Annotated in this window: 15 protein-coding genes; 14 read left to right on the plus strand and 1 reads right to left on the minus strand. The window is 35.7% G+C overall.

All coding sequences use genetic code 11. The annotated features are described in order from the left end of the window. The first annotated feature begins 5 nt into the window (after positions 1-5). The 7 genes from AQ616_RS10245 to AQ616_RS10275 all read left to right on the plus strand — a co-directional run bounded on the left by AQ616_RS10245 (position 6) and on the right by AQ616_RS10275 (position 11,821). Positions 6-7,124 carry an amino acid adenylation domain-containing protein gene (locus AQ616_RS10245; RefSeq protein WP_084822463.1) on the plus strand — a complete coding sequence of 2,373 codons (7,119 nt, stop codon included), beginning with the start codon at positions 6-8 and terminating at the stop codon, positions 7,122-7,124. Then, positions 7,108-7,323 carry an MbtH family protein gene (locus AQ616_RS10250; RefSeq protein ID WP_017796091.1) on the plus strand — a complete coding sequence of 72 codons (216 nt, stop codon included), beginning with the start codon at positions 7,108-7,110 and terminating at the stop codon, positions 7,321-7,323. Before AQ616_RS10245 ends, AQ616_RS10250 begins: the two co-directional genes overlap by 17 nt. Further along, on the plus strand, positions 7,324-8,751 hold the full coding sequence (locus AQ616_RS10255; RefSeq protein ID WP_017796092.1) for a DHA2 family efflux MFS transporter permease subunit: 1,428 nt from the start codon (positions 7,324-7,326) through the stop codon (positions 8,749-8,751). It abuts the gene before it with no gap. After that, positions 8,751-9,413 (plus strand): 4'-phosphopantetheinyl transferase family protein, encoded by a 663-nt coding sequence (locus AQ616_RS10260; protein ID WP_069685735.1) that lies wholly within the window; start codon positions 8,751-8,753, stop codon positions 9,411-9,413. The genes AQ616_RS10255 and AQ616_RS10260 overlap by 1 nt, the downstream gene beginning before the upstream one ends. 228 nt (positions 9,414-9,641) lie before the next feature. Beyond that, positions 9,642-10,040 (plus strand): acyl-CoA thioesterase, encoded by a 399-nt coding sequence (locus AQ616_RS10265; protein ID WP_017796094.1) that lies wholly within the window; start codon positions 9,642-9,644, stop codon positions 10,038-10,040. 481 nt (positions 10,041-10,521) lie between these two features. Then, positions 10,522-11,031 (plus strand): DUF2243 domain-containing protein, encoded by a 510-nt coding sequence (locus AQ616_RS10270; RefSeq protein WP_069685995.1) that lies wholly within the window; start codon positions 10,522-10,524, stop codon positions 11,029-11,031. Further along, on the plus strand, positions 11,024-11,821 hold the full coding sequence (locus AQ616_RS10275) for a cytochrome c oxidase assembly protein (protein WP_069685736.1): 798 nt from the start codon (positions 11,024-11,026) through the stop codon (positions 11,819-11,821). The genes AQ616_RS10270 and AQ616_RS10275 overlap by 8 nt, the downstream gene beginning before the upstream one ends. Positions 11,822-12,138: 317 nt before the next feature. On the opposite strand, the gene AQ616_RS10280 is transcribed toward AQ616_RS10275, so the two are convergent. Next, positions 12,139-12,498 carry a Lin0512 family protein gene (locus AQ616_RS10280; RefSeq protein WP_069685737.1) on the minus strand — a complete coding sequence of 120 codons (360 nt, stop codon included), beginning with the start codon at positions 12,496-12,498 and terminating at the stop codon, positions 12,139-12,141. A 443-nt stretch (positions 12,499-12,941) separates the two neighbouring features. Here AQ616_RS10280 and AQ616_RS10285 point away from each other — a divergent pair, with 443 nt between their 5' ends. The 7 genes from AQ616_RS10285 (at position 12,942) to phnM (ending at position 18,861) form a co-directional block, all read left to right on the plus strand. Beyond that, entirely contained in the window at positions 12,942-13,658 is a 717-nt protein-coding gene (locus AQ616_RS10285) for a GntR family transcriptional regulator (RefSeq protein WP_084822464.1), read from the plus strand. Between the two features lie 169 nt (positions 13,659-13,827). Next, positions 13,828-14,253, plus strand: coding sequence for a phosphonate C-P lyase system protein PhnG (gene phnG, locus AQ616_RS10290; protein WP_017796099.1), 426 nt, complete (start codon positions 13,828-13,830; stop codon positions 14,251-14,253). 24 nt (positions 14,254-14,277) lie between these two features. Further along, complete coding sequence (gene phnH, locus AQ616_RS10295; RefSeq protein ID WP_017796100.1) at positions 14,278-14,865, plus strand: phosphonate C-P lyase system protein PhnH; 588 nt, start codon at positions 14,278-14,280, stop codon at positions 14,863-14,865. Next, on the plus strand, positions 14,865-15,968 hold the full coding sequence (locus tag AQ616_RS10300) for a carbon-phosphorus lyase complex subunit PhnI (protein ID WP_069685738.1): 1,104 nt from the start codon (positions 14,865-14,867) through the stop codon (positions 15,966-15,968). The genes phnH and AQ616_RS10300 overlap by 1 nt, the downstream gene beginning before the upstream one ends. Next, the gene (locus AQ616_RS10305) at positions 15,965-16,834 is read left to right on the plus strand and encodes an alpha-D-ribose 1-methylphosphonate 5-phosphate C-P-lyase PhnJ (protein ID WP_017796102.1); all 870 of its coding nucleotides are present in this window, start codon (positions 15,965-15,967) and stop codon (positions 16,832-16,834) included. Before AQ616_RS10300 ends, AQ616_RS10305 begins: the two co-directional genes overlap by 4 nt. Next, complete coding sequence (locus tag AQ616_RS10310; RefSeq protein WP_069685739.1) at positions 16,827-17,666, plus strand: ATP-binding cassette domain-containing protein; 840 nt, start codon at positions 16,827-16,829, stop codon at positions 17,664-17,666. Before AQ616_RS10305 ends, AQ616_RS10310 begins: the two co-directional genes overlap by 8 nt. A 13-nt stretch (positions 17,667-17,679) precedes the next feature. Then, a complete protein-coding gene (phnM, locus tag AQ616_RS10315; RefSeq protein WP_017796104.1) occupies positions 17,680-18,861 on the plus strand; it encodes a phosphonate metabolism protein PhnM in 1,182 nt (393 codons plus the stop codon). Positions 18,862-18,867 lie beyond the last annotated feature (6 nt).

The raw sequence follows: 18,867 nt of genomic DNA on the forward strand, positions 1-18,867 counted from the left end.
TTTAGGTGATTGAAACAATGAAGAATTATCCGCTATCTGATGCTCAAGCTGGAATTTGGTTTGCGCATCAATTGGATACGACAAGTGCTAGCTATAATATGGGAGAATATGTAGAAATCAAAAATTCAATGAATGTAGCACTTTTCATTGAATCAATTAAACAAGTAGTAAAAGAAACGGATAGTTTGCATATGAAGTATGGTGAGGATGCAAACGGACTATGGCAACAACTACAAGAACCTAATCATATCGAAGTGCAATACATTGATATCAGTCAGATGCAATCAGCTAAAGAAGAAGCAATTCATCTTATGGAATCGGACATTCATCGTAGAGTAGATTTAGGACGAGATGATGTATATAAACAAATTGTATTTAAGATAGGTTCCATGCATTATCTTTGGTATCAACGCATCCATCACATCGCGATGGATGCATATGGATTTTCATTGCTTACAAATCGTGTGGCTCGTTTATATAGTAAAGTAGACCAAAAGCAACATAAGCAAACGCCATGGAGTCCATTTTATAAAGTATTAGAAGAAGAGGTTACCTATAAAGAATCTGCTCAGTATACAGAGGATAGCAACTACTGGATAAATCAATATCAAGACTTACCTGAACCGGAAACACTGACAAATAAATATGAAAGTGAAAATAGTACGTTTAAAGTCTCTAGAATTTTAAAATATGATCATTTAAAGAGGCTAAAAGAAAAAGCGAAACATATGAAAGTAGGTTGGCCAGATCTTATTATTGCGGTAAAGGCGATCTATATGTATCGAATGAAAGGCATTCGAGAAATTATTTTAGGGATTCCAATGATGAATCGATTAAAATCAGCATCCATTCAAATCCCTTGTACAAGAATGAATGTCCTGCCACTTCATATTTCTGTACATCCAACCTCATCTTTTCAAGATATTGTGGAACAGGTTTCTGTGAAGATGAGAGAGAATAGTCAGCATCAACGTTACCGTCAGGAACAACTTCAACGAGATCTAGGTAAGGTTGGTACGGATTCTAATCTCTTTGGACCACAGGTGAATGTTATGCCATTTTCCTATAACCCTGTCTTTTCTGGTACGAAAGCAATAACGTATAAATTAGCGACAGGACCGGTGGAAGATATATCGTGGAATATTTATGAACAAGGTAATGAAGATGGAATTACGCTAGATTTAGAAGGAAATGCAGGAAAATATACGAAGCAGGAATTAGAACGCCATGCTGATCGATTATTACATCTGATTCATACGTGTACAGAAATGGACGAACAGTCATTAATAAGTAGTATTTCTGCTCTTCTTTATGAAGAAAAGTATCAAATATTAGATAAGTGGAATAGTAATTCAAATCATTTTTCGGTCATTGATCCTGTGAGCCTTTTTCAACAACAAGTACAGAAGACACCAGAAGCAGTAGCGATTCAACATGATGAAGAAGCGTTAACATATCGTGAATTAGACGAAAAATCGAATCAACTTGCGAAAGTCCTAATCGAAAAAGGCGTGGAAAAGGAAAAGTTTGTGGCGATTAGTCTAGAAAGAACGGGTAAATTACCAGTTAGTATACTCGCTATATGGAAAGTCGGTGCAGCTTATCTTCCTCTTGATCCAACCTATCCAGAAGAGCGGTTGGAATATATGTTGGAGAATGCAGACCCTATCATGATTCTGACAGACGGAGTATCGTGTCATAATATACCAGGTTCGTTTGTACCGATCTTATTTAATCTGGATGAAGAACTTTTGAAGGAGGAAGTAAATAACCAATCTACAACCTCTATTAACCTTTTTGCTGAGCAATCACTAAAACATGCTGTATATATGATTTATACATCAGGATCAACTGGAAAACCAAAAGGAGTCGTTGTTCCAGCTGAAGGTCTTGTTCATTTTCTACAATATATGGACAATGTGTTTTCCCTATCTGTGAAAGATCGATTATTAGCTTTAACCACAATTTCATTTGATATCTCTATCTTGGAATTGTTCTTGCCATTAGTTAGTGGGGCGACTTGTGTATTAACCAAACGAGAGATAGTGCAAGATCCTATCTTGCTTAATCGAACGATAACCAATCAGAAAATTACAGCAATACAGGCTACGCCAACACATTGGCAAATGATCTTAGCACATCAACACGCATCATTAAGAAACATAAAGGCGTTAGTAGGGGGAGAAGCACTACCTTTCTATGTAGCAGAAGAAATGATAAATATATGTCAATCTGTTACCAATCTTTATGGGCCAACAGAAACAACCATTTGGTCTACTGTATATGAGTTGAACAAGGATGAACCAAAGGGATTGATAGGGGCACCGGTTGATGGTACAGCAGTATACGTTCTAAATCATGATCTACAACCGGTACCTCCAGAAGTAGACGGGGAGTTGTATATTGCTGGAGCTGGGGTCACGAGAGGGTATAATGGTCGTCCTTCTTTAACTGCAGAGCGATATGTAGCTAATCCTTTTGGGGAGTCGGGAAGTAGAATGTACCGTACAGGTGATATTGTGCGATGGACAAGCCGAGGCAGTCTTGAATATATAAAACGCGCAGATGATCAAGTTAAGTTGAGAGGTCACCGGATTGAATTAGGTGAAATTGAAAAAGTGATTTCATCATTTTCTCCTAATATGAATGCAAAAGTCATCGTCCGTGAAGATACACCAGGTAATCAGCAACTCGTTGCTTATTTAGTTGGTGCAGATGAAATAAACAAGCAAGATATAATACGACATGCAAAGTATACATTGCCTTTATATATGGTTCCAGATTCAATGGTTTACTTAGAAGAATTTCCGTTAACACTTAATGGAAAACTGGATAAGAAGAAATTGCCACAACCGGAATATTATCAGGTTGAAGTGGAACAGCAATTAAATGAAGGTCAGCAGGCGCTACATGATATTTTTTCAGATTTATTGAATCTACCAGTTATTTCTATTGAAGATTCGTTCTTTGATTTAGGTGGACACTCTTTATTAGCATCTCATTTAATTGCGCAAATTAGGAATAAATGGAGTAAGGAAATATCTTTTTCTACGATATTTAACTATCCAACGATTAAAGAGTTAGCGAAATTAATACAAGAAGTTTCAGAGACTTCTACTGAAATTGTTGCCGTTGAAGATAGAGCAAGTGCATTGTTATCTTATGAACAACATCGGTTATGGTTTATCGATCAAATGGAAGGACCGAGTGCGACATATAATATTCCATTTGAAATAGAATTAAATGGGAAATTGAATAATCATGCTTTACAAGTAGCATTAGACTATGTAGTGAAGCGTCATGAATCGTTACGGACTGTCTTTTTCACGGATGGTGAAATGCCTGTTCAAAATATTATACCAGAGGATAAGTCTTGTATTCGTCTAAATATAGTTGAGACGAATCAAGAAGAATTAGCAAGTGCTGTAGAGGAAGCTAAGCAGTTTCATTTTGATATTACAAAAGAGCCTCCAGTAAAGGCATACCTTTTTGAAGTAGAGGAAGAAAAGCATGTGTTATTACTATTATTCCATCATATTATTGCAGATGGATGGTCGTTAATACCACTCACAAAAGATTTATCAAAAGCTTATAAAAATAGTCTAGAGCAAAAGGATATCATTGATGCCCCTTTAACAATTCAGTATCAGGATTATGTAGCTTGGCAACAAGAACAGATGGAAAAATCATCTATGAAGGAACAGTTGGATTATTGGAAGCAACAATTAAACGAATTACCAGTAGAAACGCCATTGCCATATGATGTACAACGACCAAAAACTCGTCAAAATGAAGGAAAGCATTATCCTTTTATCATTGATCAACAATTACAATCAGCAATAACGAACTATGCAAAAGAAAACAATGTAACGATATTTATGGTGCTACAAGCTTCTCTAGCTTCTGTTTTGTCAAGGTTAGGTTCTGGAGTCGATATTCCGATAGGTACTCCGATTGTCGGTAGAAATAATCAGCAATTAGATGATCTAATTGGATTCTTTGTAAATACATTAGTGTTGCGTACAGATGTATCAAATAACCCCACATTTCATGAATTAGTGAGCCGGGTAAAAGATACTAATGTGGAAGCGTATGATCGTCAGGATATTCCATTTGATAAAGTAGTGGAATTTGTTAATCCAGAGCGTTCTGCATCAAGGCATCCACTCTTTCAAATGATGTTAATCCTTCAAAGTGCACCGAATCCTGTGCTAGATATTCCACAAGTAAACACCAATGTGAAGGTGAGTGGAACAGGAACAGCGAAGTTTGATTTGACATTTGAATTATGGGAGCAGCCGAATGAAGATGGGGCATTGAATGGCATTATTGAATATCGAACCGATCTATTTAAGGATAATCAGATAGAGCGGATATGTCATCATTGGCTAACATTTTTAAAAAATGCGCTGGAAACCCCAGATAAGACAATCGGAAATATTCTTTTTATCTCGAAGGAAGAGAGACAATTTGTTTTAGATTATAAACAGCAAGCTAATAAAGAATTATCCGACATATCGATTGTTCAAATGTTTGAATCACAAGTGGATAAGTATCCAAACAATATTGCAGTAACTTTTGAAGGTGAGCAGCTTACCTATCAGCAATTAAACGAACAAGCCAACCAAATGGCTAGATATTTAATCGATCAAGGTGCTGGACCAGAAAAACTAATATCAATTATGTTGCCAAGGTCTATTTCAATGATGGTTAGTATTTTAGCTGTCCTAAAAACAGGAAGTGCTTACGTACCTGTTGATCCTGATTACCCTGATGAAAGGATAAGTTATATATTATCAGATGCTTATCCGTCTATTGTGATAACGAATGAGAAAAGCAAACAAGCAACAGAGACTTTTTCCAGTGTAAGCGTAATTAATTTGGATGCATTAAGCAGTCGTATATTACAGGCTTATTCTAATCAAAATATTAATCAATCAATTTCATCAATGAATGCGGCTTATATTATTTATACATCTGGTTCAACTGGGAAGCCAAAAGGTGTGATAATACCTCATCATAATGTGATTCGCTTATTAAAAGAGACGGATGAATGGTATCACTTTGGTTCTGATGATGTGTGGACGATGTTCCACTCGTACGCGTTTGATTTTTCAGTTTGGGAAATCTGGGGAGCACTACTCTTTGGTGGGAAACTAGTAATTGTACCGTACAATGTTAGTAGAATGCCGCTTGAATTTCTTGAACTTCTTGTAGAAGAAAAAGTAACCGTGTTAAACCAGACTCCTTCTGCATTTTATCAGTTAATGTATGCAGAACAGGAAAGAATTGACTTATCTGAAAAACTGTCTCTAAGATATGTTGTGTTTGGTGGGGAACAGCTTGAATTAGCAAGGTTAAAAGAATGGTTTACTTTACATGAGAATTCTACAACAAAACTGATTAATATGTATGGAATTACAGAGACGACAGTACATGTTAGTTACCTTGAATTAAATGAAGAAATTATTGATCAACAAGGTAATAGTTTAATAGGAAAAAACATTCCAGATTTAGAAATATATATATTAGACGACTTTTTACAACCAGTACCAATTGGTGTTACAGGTGAGATGTACGTAGCTGGAGGTGGATTGGCTAGGGGGTACCTTAACCAAAGTTCTTTAACAGCATCTCGATTCGTAGCTAATCCCTTTGGTGAAGCTGGAAGTAGAATGTATAAAACAGGGGATTTAGCAAAATGGTTGGACGACGGAACCATTGATTATATTGGTCGCTCTGATCATCAAGTGAAGATCAGGGGTTATCGAATTGAGTTAGGTGAAGTAAATGCGCATATTATGTCCTATGAATCTATAAAAGAAGCGGCTACTACAGTACTAAATCAACATGGGGATAATCAACTTGTATCTTATATCGTGACAGATAATGAAGTAAGAGATGCTGACTTAAAAGCTTACATCGCTTCTTTCTTACCTGGGTATATGATTCCATCTACATTTGTTCACATTGATAGGATTCCGTTAACGACACATGGAAAATTAGATACGAAGAATCTGCCATTACCTGATTACACTGTAAATGTAAAAGGAGAAGGACCACGAACACCTAGTGAAGAGCTGCTTTGTGAATTATTTAAAGAAATTCTTCATTTAGATGAAATAGGTATTCACGATAGTTTCTTTGATTTAGGAGGGCATTCCTTATTAGCAGTTACGTTAATGAATAGAATAAGAGAATTGTTTGGGAAAGAGCTAGGAATTGGAGTTTTATTTGAGGCACCTACAGTTGCCGAATTAGTTAATGTTATGGACGGAGATAATGCAACATCAAGTTCGTTAAATATGCTGCTTCCATTAAGAAAAAGTGGTTCAGAACTACCGCTATTTTGTGTACACCCCGCAGGTGGATTGAGCTGGTGCTATGCTGGTTTAATGAGTACACTTGGACCAGAATTTCCGATATATGGACTTCAAGCAAAAGGAATTTCAGAATCTGAAGCAAAACCTGAATCATTAGTTGAAATGGCACAAGACTATATTGCGGAAATGAAAAGTGTGCAACCAGAGGGACCCTATCGAGTTTTAGGTTGGTCTCTCGGCGGAAATGTGGCGCATGCTATCACAGTTGAATTGCAGAAGCTGGGTGATGAGGTAGAGTTAGTTTTCATTATGGATTCCTATCCGAGTAATTTCATTCCGCTTTCTGGTGAAGAAGGGGAACAAGATGCTCTGATTGCCTTACTTACGTTAGGGGGGTATGATCCTGAACAACTAATGCATAAAGAAATATCAATTGAAAATGTAGTTGAACTTCTTCATCATCATGGTAGTGCTTTAGCTAGTTTAGACAAACAAACCATTATTAATTTGAAAGAAACATATAGAAATTCGATTAAAATTATGTCTGAATACAAACCAAAAACATTCGATGGGAGTATGATTTTCTTTAAATCGACCATAATTCCAGATTGGTTTACAGATGCAGACCCTAATAAATGGAAATCATTCATATCTGGAGAAATGATGGAGTACGATATTCATTGTCGACATAAAGATATGTGTAAACCCGAACCACTTGCGCAAATTGGAGCAATCGTGGAACAAGAATTACAAAAAAGAAAAAAAGATAGAAAGGATGCGTATAATGACGAATCCATTTGAAAATAAAGATGGGAATTACTATGTACTTATAAATGATGAGGGCCAATATTCTCTTTGGCCCGACTTCATCCAAATTCCTGAAGGCTGGGATATTGCATACGGTCCAGAAGGGTTAACAAATTGTCAAAATTATATCGAAGATAATTGGGAAGATTTACTTCCAACTAGCTTGAAAAAGAAAAAGTTGAGTATTTCTTAAATGATTGGTTCTCAATTTTTACATTCAAGAAAAGTAGTTTGTTTCATCTATATATTAGCAATGTTTATGGCCTCGTTAGATGGAACGATTGTATATGTAGCATTACCAACGATTGGAGAAGATTTAGGAGTATCATCAGCTGACTTAAGTGGTGTGACGGTTTGGTACCTTGTAGGTGTTGCTGCGATTCTACCTATAGCAGGATGGCTTGGAGATCGGTTTGGAAGTAAGAAGATATTCTTAAGTGCATTGTCTCTATTTACAATTGCATCTATAATTTGTGGACTAGTTCAAACAGTAGGTCTATTAAATATAGCAAGATTTATACAAGGCCTAGGCGGAGGTATGCTGGCTCCTATCGGTATGGCGATGATATTTCGAACATTCTCTGTAGAAGAACGTCCTAAGGTATCACGCTCACTCGTTTTACCGATAGCAATTGCGCCAGCATTAGGCCCGGTAGTAGGGGGATTAATTCTAGAAATTCTTTCATGGCAATGGATTTTCTTTATCAATGTGCCAATTGGAGTAATAGCAATTGTCATTGGTATGTTCTATCTAACAGAACAACAAGTGGAAAGTGTAGGAAAAATGGATTGGAAAGGATTTGTTCTCATTGTTATAGGCTATCCTTTATTAATGTTTTCTTTAACACAAGGATCGTCACGAGGGTGGACTTCGATCGAAATCCTTAGTTCTGCGATTTGTGGATTACTATTAGTGAGTGTATTTATATTGCACGCAATAAATAAAGAAAAACCCATTATGGATGTAAAACTATTGTCCGAGTCTACATTTCGTAAGGTAAGTATACTTTCTTTCTTTGCAGTCGGCGGATTACAAAGCTTACTTTTTATATTTCCTATTATGTACCAACAGGCAGTAGGTGCAACAGCACTGGAAAGCGGTATTGTTGTGTTTATCGAAGCCATTGGATTAATGTTAGCTTCAAGAATAATACCGATATCTTTAAAAAAACTAGGCGTCTACCGAGTCATTTTGTTTGGATTTTTAGGCGCTTGTATCTGTTTTATAATAATGAGCATAGTTGGGCCCTTTGCTAATCCTTGGGTGCTAAGGATACTATTATTTACAATCGGTTTAACACTAGGACATTCTGTAATTGCTATGCAATATACAACATTTACAAATATAACTTCTGAAAATATGAGTAAAGCGACGACGTTATTTAATGTTCAAAATCGTTTAGGAGCTGCGATTGGTATATCGATGATTGCAAGTTTACTTATTGTGTTACAAGATGGAGCGGAAAGCATTATGAACCCTATTCCGTACCAGATTTCTATTTTCGTCGCTGCATTATTTCTAGCAATTTCATTTATACTAACATTTAAAAATCGTCATATAATTAAACGTAGTGATAAACAATCAAATCGTGACACAATTAAAGGAGAAAAAGCAGGATAATGAATATCTATGCTTGTAAATTACCATCATATCAAAATTGGCGTGAAGTGCATTACTACAGCCGTTATATTTCACAACAAAGGAGAGAGAGGGTACAGCGATTTAAAAAAGTAGGGGACGCCTATCGTTCCCTCACGAGTGAACTTTTACTTAGAAAGATACTATTAGATCAATTTCATCTTGATGATGTAACTATTACTACGAATAAGCAAGGAAAACCGCATTTATCCCTTCATTCAGATATACATTTTAATCTTTCTCACTCGGGAGAATGGTGCGTATGTATAGTAGGAAAAGAGCAAATAGGTATTGATATTGAGTATATTGATGTTATACCTGAAAGTATGATTTTTTCTATTATTTCAGATGAAGAGCTAGAATATGCGGATGGATTGCAACATCTTTTTTATGAAAAATGGACGGTATTGGAAAGTTACTTAAAAATGATAGGCACGGGTTTACATCTTCCATTAAAATCCATAGACACTAAATTAGTAGATGATCAAACGTATAATGTAAAACATTGTGAAGGAAGGTATCCTTCTGGAACAAGTACATGTTATACGTTCAAAGAAAATTATAAATTATCGGTTTGCACACGTGGGTTAGATAAAAATTTGCAAACATGTATCTATCAGTATGAATTTGATAAACTAACTTAATTAAACGGAACTAAGCCGAAAGCCCCGTTTAACAATGTACAAACTGCGCCCCTGTTTTTAAGGGGCGGTTGTCACATAATTATATATCCAAAAGGCATATCATGAAATCCACTTCAGAAATTTACTTCGTTTTCCGAGCTAGCTAGACGTGACTGTTCATTTATTTCGTTCTTCCCAACACACAAATTTTATAAGTACCTATGCAGGAACAAAGAAAGGATTTTCATTGTGAACAATATCTATCAAGTAAAAGCTTATTTTGGAGATACTGATGCTGCTGGGATAGTTTTTTATCCTAATTTTTATAAATGGATGGATCAAGCTACAACAGAGTTGATCGGGAAAACCATTTTACCAATTTCCGTCCTTTATAAAGAAAAGCATATACTACTCCCGCTAATCGAAACATTTTGTGAGTATTATTCTCCGATATATTTTGAAGATTTGGTGGATATTTACTCCGAAATTACAAAAATAACCGATCGAACAATGCGAGTGGAACATGTTTTTAAACGTGAAGGAGGAATAGTTGCAAAAGGTTATGAAGTCAAAGCGTGGACGAAAAAAGAGGGACATGGCATAAAAAGTGAATCTATTCCAGAAAAAATTAAACAACGGATAAAATAATATTTGCAATTGATATTGATATGTAGTTTCATAATATAAAATTCTATGGATTGTTTTTGAAAATCACTTCAGAAATATACTAAGCCTAACCGATAAGCGGTTAGCGAGCCTCTATTTGTAAACACAATCCGAGGACTCGTCTTTTCTACCACAAGAGTCTATTTATACTTCTTGCGCTTTATCGAACACAAAGATTAAAGTCGTTTCCTGTTAAAAAGCGTTCGTCTGTAAAGAAAAACAAACAGTGTAATTCAGATTTTTTACAGTATCGTTTTATGAAATCTACTTATTTCTATATTGAGATTAAATTGTAATAGAAGAAAAATATTTTGAAAGATAATAAGTAAGCTCTTGATATATCAAGCCTGATTGAATGTAGAAATATGTCATATTACTATTGTAGTGCTCAAGACCTAGAATGGAGGGGGGTGTTATAGGGTATAAATAGTTATATCTAAGATCGGAGGTTTACACTATGGGTATCCTATCTAAAAATGTTAATGAAACATCATTATATTCGACAAAGTCAAAGTATGCTGGACGTAATCTCTTGTCGGGATTGTTGTTTGGAATTGGATTAGTAGCATTTATCGATGAAGTGGTTTTTCATCAGTTATTACATTGGCATCACTTTTATGATCGATCAACAACCGAAATCGGATTGATTTCAGATGGTCTATTTCATGCATTTAGCTGGTTTGCAACGATAGGAGGATTGTTTTTATTTGCAGATCTTCGACGGAGAAATGCACTTTGGCTAAAGCGATGGATTGGGAGTATCTTATTAGGTGCAGGTCTGTTTCAATTATATGATGGAACGGTACAACATAAAATCATGAAAATTCATCAAATACGTTATGTTGATAATGTTATTGTTTATGATATTGTTTGGAACTCCGTGGCGGGATTATTGATTGTTATTGGGGCGATATTAGTTTTTCAGACACGCAGGAAAGCGAATCCTTTAAAAGGAATGAATCTGGATGATTAATCATGGACATCATGAAAGTGGTTTGCAGTCGATGGATTGGTTAATTGCTGTAGTGGTTTTAATCTTAATAATTACTTATATTGGAGCAGGATTAATTTCAAATAAAAAAAAACACTTGGGCACTTGGCCATTCTATAGGTACATATTATGGTTAATTGGCTTTCTATTAGTCGGTGTTTCATTAGTAGGACCAATAGCTGAATTAGCGCATAGGCATTTTACTGCTCATATGCTAAGTCATTTATTATTAGGCATGTTGGCACCTCTATTACTAGCCCTTGCAGCGCCAACTACATTACTACTACGTATGCTACCAGTTCAGCATGCGCGAATTTTATCAAAACTATTAAAAACACCATTCTTTAGTCTGGTACGACATCCAATAATCGCGTCAGTACTAAATATAGGCGGTTTATGGGTACTTTACACAACCAACTTATATATGCTCATGCATGAAAATATATTCGTCCATCTTATAGTTCATTTTCATATATTTGCAGCTGGTTATCTATTTACTATTTCAATGATTTATATTGACCCCACGCCACATCGGTTTAGCTATTTGTATCGAGCAGTTGTGTTTGTATTTGCTTTGGCTGGGCATGGTATATTATCGAAGTTTATTTATGCAAACCCTCCAGTAGGAGTATCAAAAGAACAAGCAGAAGCCGGTGGAATACTCATGTATTATGGTGGTGATGCAATTGATATCGTAATCATCTTTATATTATGTTTACATTGGTATCGCTCAACGAGCCCAAAATCCAGCTTACATGTGAGCCAAAACTAAAAAGAGGTTTTGACATAAGAAATATTCTGGATTAAATGACGAATAATAGATAGCTAGAACAAGCGTAAGAAATATACGGTCACTCCTTGAAAATCAAAAATCGATTTTTTACGTGCGATGTAATGCGGTCGAAGCTGTGGGAGCAAAACATGGGTAAGCCCCCTGGAATGCGGAGCATCCGGAGGCTCACCAGTCGCCGTAGGATAAGCGGAGTATATTTCTGAAGCGAATTATCAAGATCTTATTCGATTTTATCGTTTATAACCTTATGTCATAACCGCTTTGTGAAAACTGTCTTCAATTTGAATATGCTTTTTCTAGTATCCTACTTCTACGGCAGCGTTTACGATATACATTAAATCATTTTCGTCCTCTGTATCTTCTAAAATAATACCACTTGACGTAGCCATTCCTCCATCCGTAACATCCACTTCTACCGTTCCATATGGGATGGTTTCTTTAATTTTACTAATATCTAAATTATCTCGATCAAGAGGGACTGCTATACGAACCGTTACTTTCATGTTTTCTAGACGGTTATCTGGTAGGCTTTTCTCAATTCCTGGCATGGAGTTTGACCAAATAGCATTTTGCACGGCTCTAGTCGCTGCTTTCGTTATATCTTGACCGTGTACATCTATTCCCATCCCAGTTTGAATAAAGAGTATCTTTTTCATGATAAAACTCCTTTCATTGGAATATATATGACAATTCCCAAAAGACTAAAATAGTAAACTCCAAAATATATTAACCGATTTTCTCCTATTTTATAAAGCTGAATCAATTTCATAATTAATATATTTGGTATAAAATCCGAATGTTGTGCTGTTTGATTTCCATTGCAGACGGACGCTTTCCACAGGCAAGGCTTCAGCTAACTTGAAAAGAAGAACACTTTTCAAGTGGATCTTCAGCTCGTGCTGATCCTGCAGGAGTCGCCGTCTTTCATTTAAATCAAAGCCAAGTTATTATTATAACCCGAAACATTATTATATAAATATTACAAAAATGTTCGTTTTTTAAATTAAACCTATCACTTATGATATTGACTCAGCTATATAATTGTTTGTAGATTAGACATACATGATACGATAAAATAGGTATCGAGAGGAGGAGTCTTTTGGAAAATAAAGAAATGCTGATTGTAGATGATCTCATGAATCAGATTAAACAAAAAAGGATACAACCAGGAGAAAAATTCCCCTCGGAAAATGCGTTAGCAGAAATGTATAAAGTTCCAAGAATGACGGTTAGAAATGCATTTAATACTCTAGAAGAGAGGGGATTTATTCAGTCATCCCAAGGAAAGGGACGCTTTTTAAAAGGAAAATCGGTTCAAATAAAGTTGCCTTTAACTGGAGATACTAGCTTCACAGAAAAAATGGAGCAGATGGGATATGATTTACAAACGAAAAATGTTTTGTTCAAAAAAATTGGCTATAATCAATCTGTATTTAATCGATTACATGCAAGTGAAAATGACAATGTCTATCAGGTTGTAAGATTACGTTATATTAATGGAGAAATTATTGCAATTCACTATTCTTTTGTAAAAGAATCAACCGTTCCAAACATTATAGAAGAAGGACCAGAAATTTTATCTATGTTTCGTTTTTATAGACAACAAGGAATTAAAAAGTTTACAAGTAGCAAATCAATTTTAAGTGTTACTTTTCCAACCTTAGAAGAACAACAATTATTGGAATGTAAAAGTATGATTCCATTAATTGTAGTAGAAACGGACTGCACAGATAAAGAAACCAATCAGATTTTAGAATATACGAAAATACTTTATAGAAGTGATACATTTAAATATGATATTTCTACTATTCCATAAGCAGGGACCAATCTAATGTTAGAGATTGGTCCTTGCTTTTTTGTATCAACACTAGGATCTCCAATGACACAAGCCATTTTGTATATTCCTTTACATATACTTAACCACTTCTTAACACACAATAACTTGGCGACAAGTTAGGATTAATTTGTAAAGGAGGTTATGAAAAATGAATCGGAAACGTAGAACTGAAATTCTTATTCAGGGAGATGCGAGTTTAGTAGATAACCTTGCGGAAGAAATTAAAAAGAAATATCAATGGCAGGAATTTTCACCACCATCTTATAGTCTTACGATGATGAAAATGCGTGAAACAGCACAACAGTCCCTATTTCATATCGGGGAAGTGCTTGTCACAGAGGCAAAGGTTGAGGTTAGTGGTCAAATAGGAGTTGGAATCATAGTTGGTATGAAAGATGACCTAGCGAATAATTTAGCCATTATTGATGCTGCATATAAAGCGAAATTGCCAGAAATCATTAATTGGAATGAACTCCTGATTAAAGAAGAACAAAAAATTCATATGCAAAAAGTAAAAAAGCAGCAGGAATTACTCAAGACAAAAGTACATTTTGACACAATGGATGTTGAATAAATTCCTATATAAGGAGGGATTTTTATGGTCACTAATTTTGTTCACGATACACAACACACATATCGGAAAATTCTTGATAGCATGTCGAAGCCGGGAAAAATTTCATCGGTAGAATTCAAACTTGAACATGAGTTGCATTGCTTCCCTGCTACATTCTTAGTTGCTTTAACATTATTTGATGCAGAGGTGAACTTTCATGTAATAGCGAATGATACGAAGCTTGCGAATTTGCTGTCTCAATATACAGTTGCGACACAGGTACCAATTGAAAAAGCAGACTATATCATTGTCAAAAACAATACAGACCCTGGAGATTTAATAAAAACGTTAAAAAAAGGTTGCGTCGGTACTTTATCCGACCCACATCAGTCTGCAACGTTAATGGTTGAACAACAAAACATAATAGAAAATGGAAATCTTGAATTATCTGGTCCGGGAATTAAAGAAACACATAGCATTGGATTAGAAGTCTCTGAGGAATTTTGGTGGGAAAGAGACGAAAAAATAAAAGAATATCCACTTGGAATAGATTTAATATTTACGGATCAAAATTCGAATATTGTCTGTATACCTAGAACGACAAAAGTACATAGGAGAGGGGCAGATAGATAATGGGGTATGTTGCTGTTAAAGGGGGCACAGAAGCAATAGAAGCCTCTATTGACCGTTTGAAATATGAACGGCTGAGAGAAAAATCAATCATCGAAGTGGAAACTATTTTGGCGACAATGCGACAACTTGTGGATCAGGTGATGTCGGAGGCAAGCTTATACAATCCATATTTAGCTGCACTGGCTATCAAACAAGCTGAGGGCAGTATGGAAGAAGCTGTTTTCTTACTTCGTGCCCACCGTTCTACATTACCAAGACGTTATTATAGTAGAACAATAGAAACAGCGTCTATGTTCGTCGAAAGAAGAATATCAGCTAGCTTTAAAGATATTCCAGGCGGGCAAATTTTAGGAGCTACGTATGATTATACACATCGATTACTAGACTTTAATTTAATCTATGAAACTAAAGCTGAAATAGAAAGATGGTTAGAACAATTTCAAGATGTGCAATTGGAAGACACCGACGAATTACTTTTCTTTCCGAAGGTAGTGGATTATTTAAGAGAGGAAGGATTATTCGAAACTTATCCGTTTGATGATCAACTACCAGATGACGTAACAAAGAGGAGCCTTTCCTTTCCTTCCTCACGTAGCGAAAGGTTGCAAGTATTGACTCGAGGACAGACGGGCGCAGTTACATCATTGGGTTATGCTTCTCTAAGAGGGTATGGTCAAGTTCATCCGACAGTAGGGGAAGTTCGTGTAGGTTCTGTTCCGATTTATGTATCTCCTCCTCATGAAGCTGGAGAAGACAAAGATGAAGATTATTATATTGGTGAAATTACGATCACAGAAGTTGAATCCTTCGTACCCGTAATGAAGGAGATAGATAAAAAAACGAAAGAACTACAGTTTGAAATTGGTTATGGGGCATGCTTTGGTCAGAATGAAACAAAAGCAATTGCAATGAGTATTCTCGATCAATGCTTGGAAAACAATCAGGCTCCTTATCCAACACATGATGAAGAATTTGTTTTACTTCACATTGATTCCGTTGAATCGACAGGTTTTATTTCTCATTTAAAACTTCCGCATTATGTTACGTTCCAATCAAAATTAGACAGTATTCGCAATGTGAAGAAGGGAGGAAATGAAACATGATTCATCAAGAGACCCATTTTGCATTTTTGGATGAAAGTTCGAAAAAAGAAATACGGAGGGCAACGTTAAAAGCAGTTGCAATTCCAGGGTATCAAGTACCTTTCTCATCTCGAGAAATGCCAATAGGAAGAGGTTGGGGGACAGGTGGACTGCAGCTAACCCTTTCACTTGTTGGAAAAGAAGATATTTTAAAGGTAATTGATCAAGGAGCAGATGAGTCGGTTAATGCAGTCAGTATTAAAAAACTTGTTCAATCAACTACCAATATTGAAGTAACGGAAAAAACACAAGACGCAACGCTTATACAATCTAGACATCGAATACCAGAAGTCCCACTAACGCCGAATCAAATACTTGTTTTACAAGTTCCAATGCCAGAGCCATTAAGAGCATACGAATCGAAGGAAGCAATTACTAAAAATTTACACGCAGAACAAGAATATAGCGGAATTTGGATGATGTTATTTGAGCAAATCATTCGATATGGCAGACAAACGACAAATGCGGATCATCCTGTAATGGTAAATAATCATTACATTATGGCTCCAAGTCCAATTCCAAGATTTGATAATTCAAAGATGCACCAATCAGAAGCATTAATTTTGCTAGGGGCTGGACGGGAAAAGAAAATATATGCTGTCCCACCATTTACACCAATCGAATCACTTGCATTTAATGATTATCCTTTTGCAAAAGAAAATTTCACAGGTAAGCAATGTAAGCTTTGTGGAGCTAGCGATGTATTCCTAGATGAACTAGTTGATGAAAAAACACATGAAACCATTTATCAATGTAATGATACAAGCTATTGTATTGAAAGACTCAACAATATGAATACCAAAGAGGTGGAATCGATTGATGTTTGAGAATCCAACACTCTCTATTCAGAATTTAAATAAACAATTTGGTCCCGGTTGCGATCTTTGTATGAATCCTGAGACAAGAGTTTTGAACCAAAATTATTGTCCAGAATGTGGAACGGTGTATGCTTGCCAAGATATTTCATTTGATTTGTTTCCAGGAGAGATCCTTGGCGTTGTGGGAGAAAGTGGAAGCGGCAAGTCTAGCCTGATGAAATGCATGTATTTCGATTCAGATGTGACATCTGGAGAAATGTATGTTGATCATAAAGATTTTCAAGGTCAAAATTTAGTTGATTTATCTGCTCAACAAAAACGGTATATTCGTAATCATCATTATGGAATGGTTTATCAAAATCCAGCAAATGGACTAAAAATGGATTTTTCATCTATTGGAAATATTGCAGAAAAGCAAATTGCAGCAGGAAACCGGAATGTGAACCAAATGGAATCGACTGGAAAACGCCTGTTAGAAACGGTACATATTCCCACATTTCGAATGAAAGAAGAACCGAAATTTTTTTCTGGGGGAATGCAGCAACGCGTGCAAATTGCAAAAGCATTGTCAAATAATCCACCAGTATTATTTTTAGATGAAGTAACAACTGGATTAGACCTTTCTGTACAAGCAGATGTTCTAGATTTAATTAAAAATATTCAACTCGAATTTGGAATCAGTATAGTAGTGGTTTCTCATGATTTAGCTGTTATTCGAATGTTAGCCGACAGAACAATTGTGATGTTAAACGGGAAAATTATCGAACAAGGGTTAACTGATCAAATTTTAGAAGATCCTTTCCATGCTTATACACAACAGCTCGTCTATTCATTATTATAGGAGGTTGTCTATATTGTACGTAATTCACAATGGAAACATCATTATGGAAGACTCAATTTTATCTGGCCATGCAGTCCTTATTGAAGGGGACAGAATTAAAGATCTGGTTACGGAAGAAGAAGCTATTAAAATCTCGAATGTAGAATTTATTAATGCAAATGGAGGATTCATATCACCAGGGTTTATTGACATTCATTCTGATTATATTGAATCTATTGTTTCTCCTAGACCTACTAGCATGATGGATATGGATATTAGTCTAAGAGAAGCAGAGAAAATATTAATTAGTCATGGTATAACAACGATTTTTCACTCCCTTTCTTTTTATAAAAAAGATTTATTTACCCATAAGCCGATTCGGAATCCAGAAACTGTACAACAGTTAGTAGAATCAATTCATGAAACTCACGATCGTCCACATCTAATCAGGCACCGCCTGCATGCTAGATTTGAACTAGATAATATCGAGCAGATCGAACAACTCGTAGAAAATATTGAAAATGATAAGGTTCATCTGCTTTCTTTTATGGATCATACTCCAGGACAAGGCCAGTATCGTGATCTGGAGGTATTTAGTAAGACATTAAAGGGATATAGAAATTTATCGGATGAAGAAGTGAATGTCATTATACTAGAGCGAAAAAGTCGAGAACAAATGACATTAGAAAAAATAGCGGAAGTCGCAAAAATAGCTGATGACAAAGGAATTGCTGTTGCTTCACATGATGACGATAATGAAGAGAAATTAAAGCTTGTTCAATCATTTGGTACGACGATTAGTGAATTTCCAATTACATTGAATGTTGCTAAAGAAGCAAAGAATCTAGGGTTACAAACAATTGTTGGAGCTCCAAACGTGCTTCTTGGTGGTTCTCATTCTGGAAATCTATCTGCTATCGAAGCGATCCATGAAGACTCTGCAGATATATTATGTAGTGATTATTTTCCGGCTGCACTTTTATTGGCTGTTTTTCAATTACATGAAAAACATCAGAAAGAGCTTCATGAGATGTTTAAGATGGTTACGCTAAATCCAGCCAAAGCTGTACGAATGGATGAAGAACTGGGTTCTATAAAACCTGGGAAAAAAGCAGATATTTTAATCATTAATCAGATGGAAGATGGATATCCCATGTTAACAAAAACAATGGTCAACGGTTCATTAATTACCACTACCAATTATAGATCCAACTAAAGTGAG

This window comes from Oceanobacillus sp. E9, from assembly GCF_001741975.1.
In the GTDB taxonomy this organism is placed as follows: domain Bacteria; phylum Bacillota; class Bacilli; order Bacillales; family Amphibacillaceae; genus Oceanobacillus; species Oceanobacillus kimchii.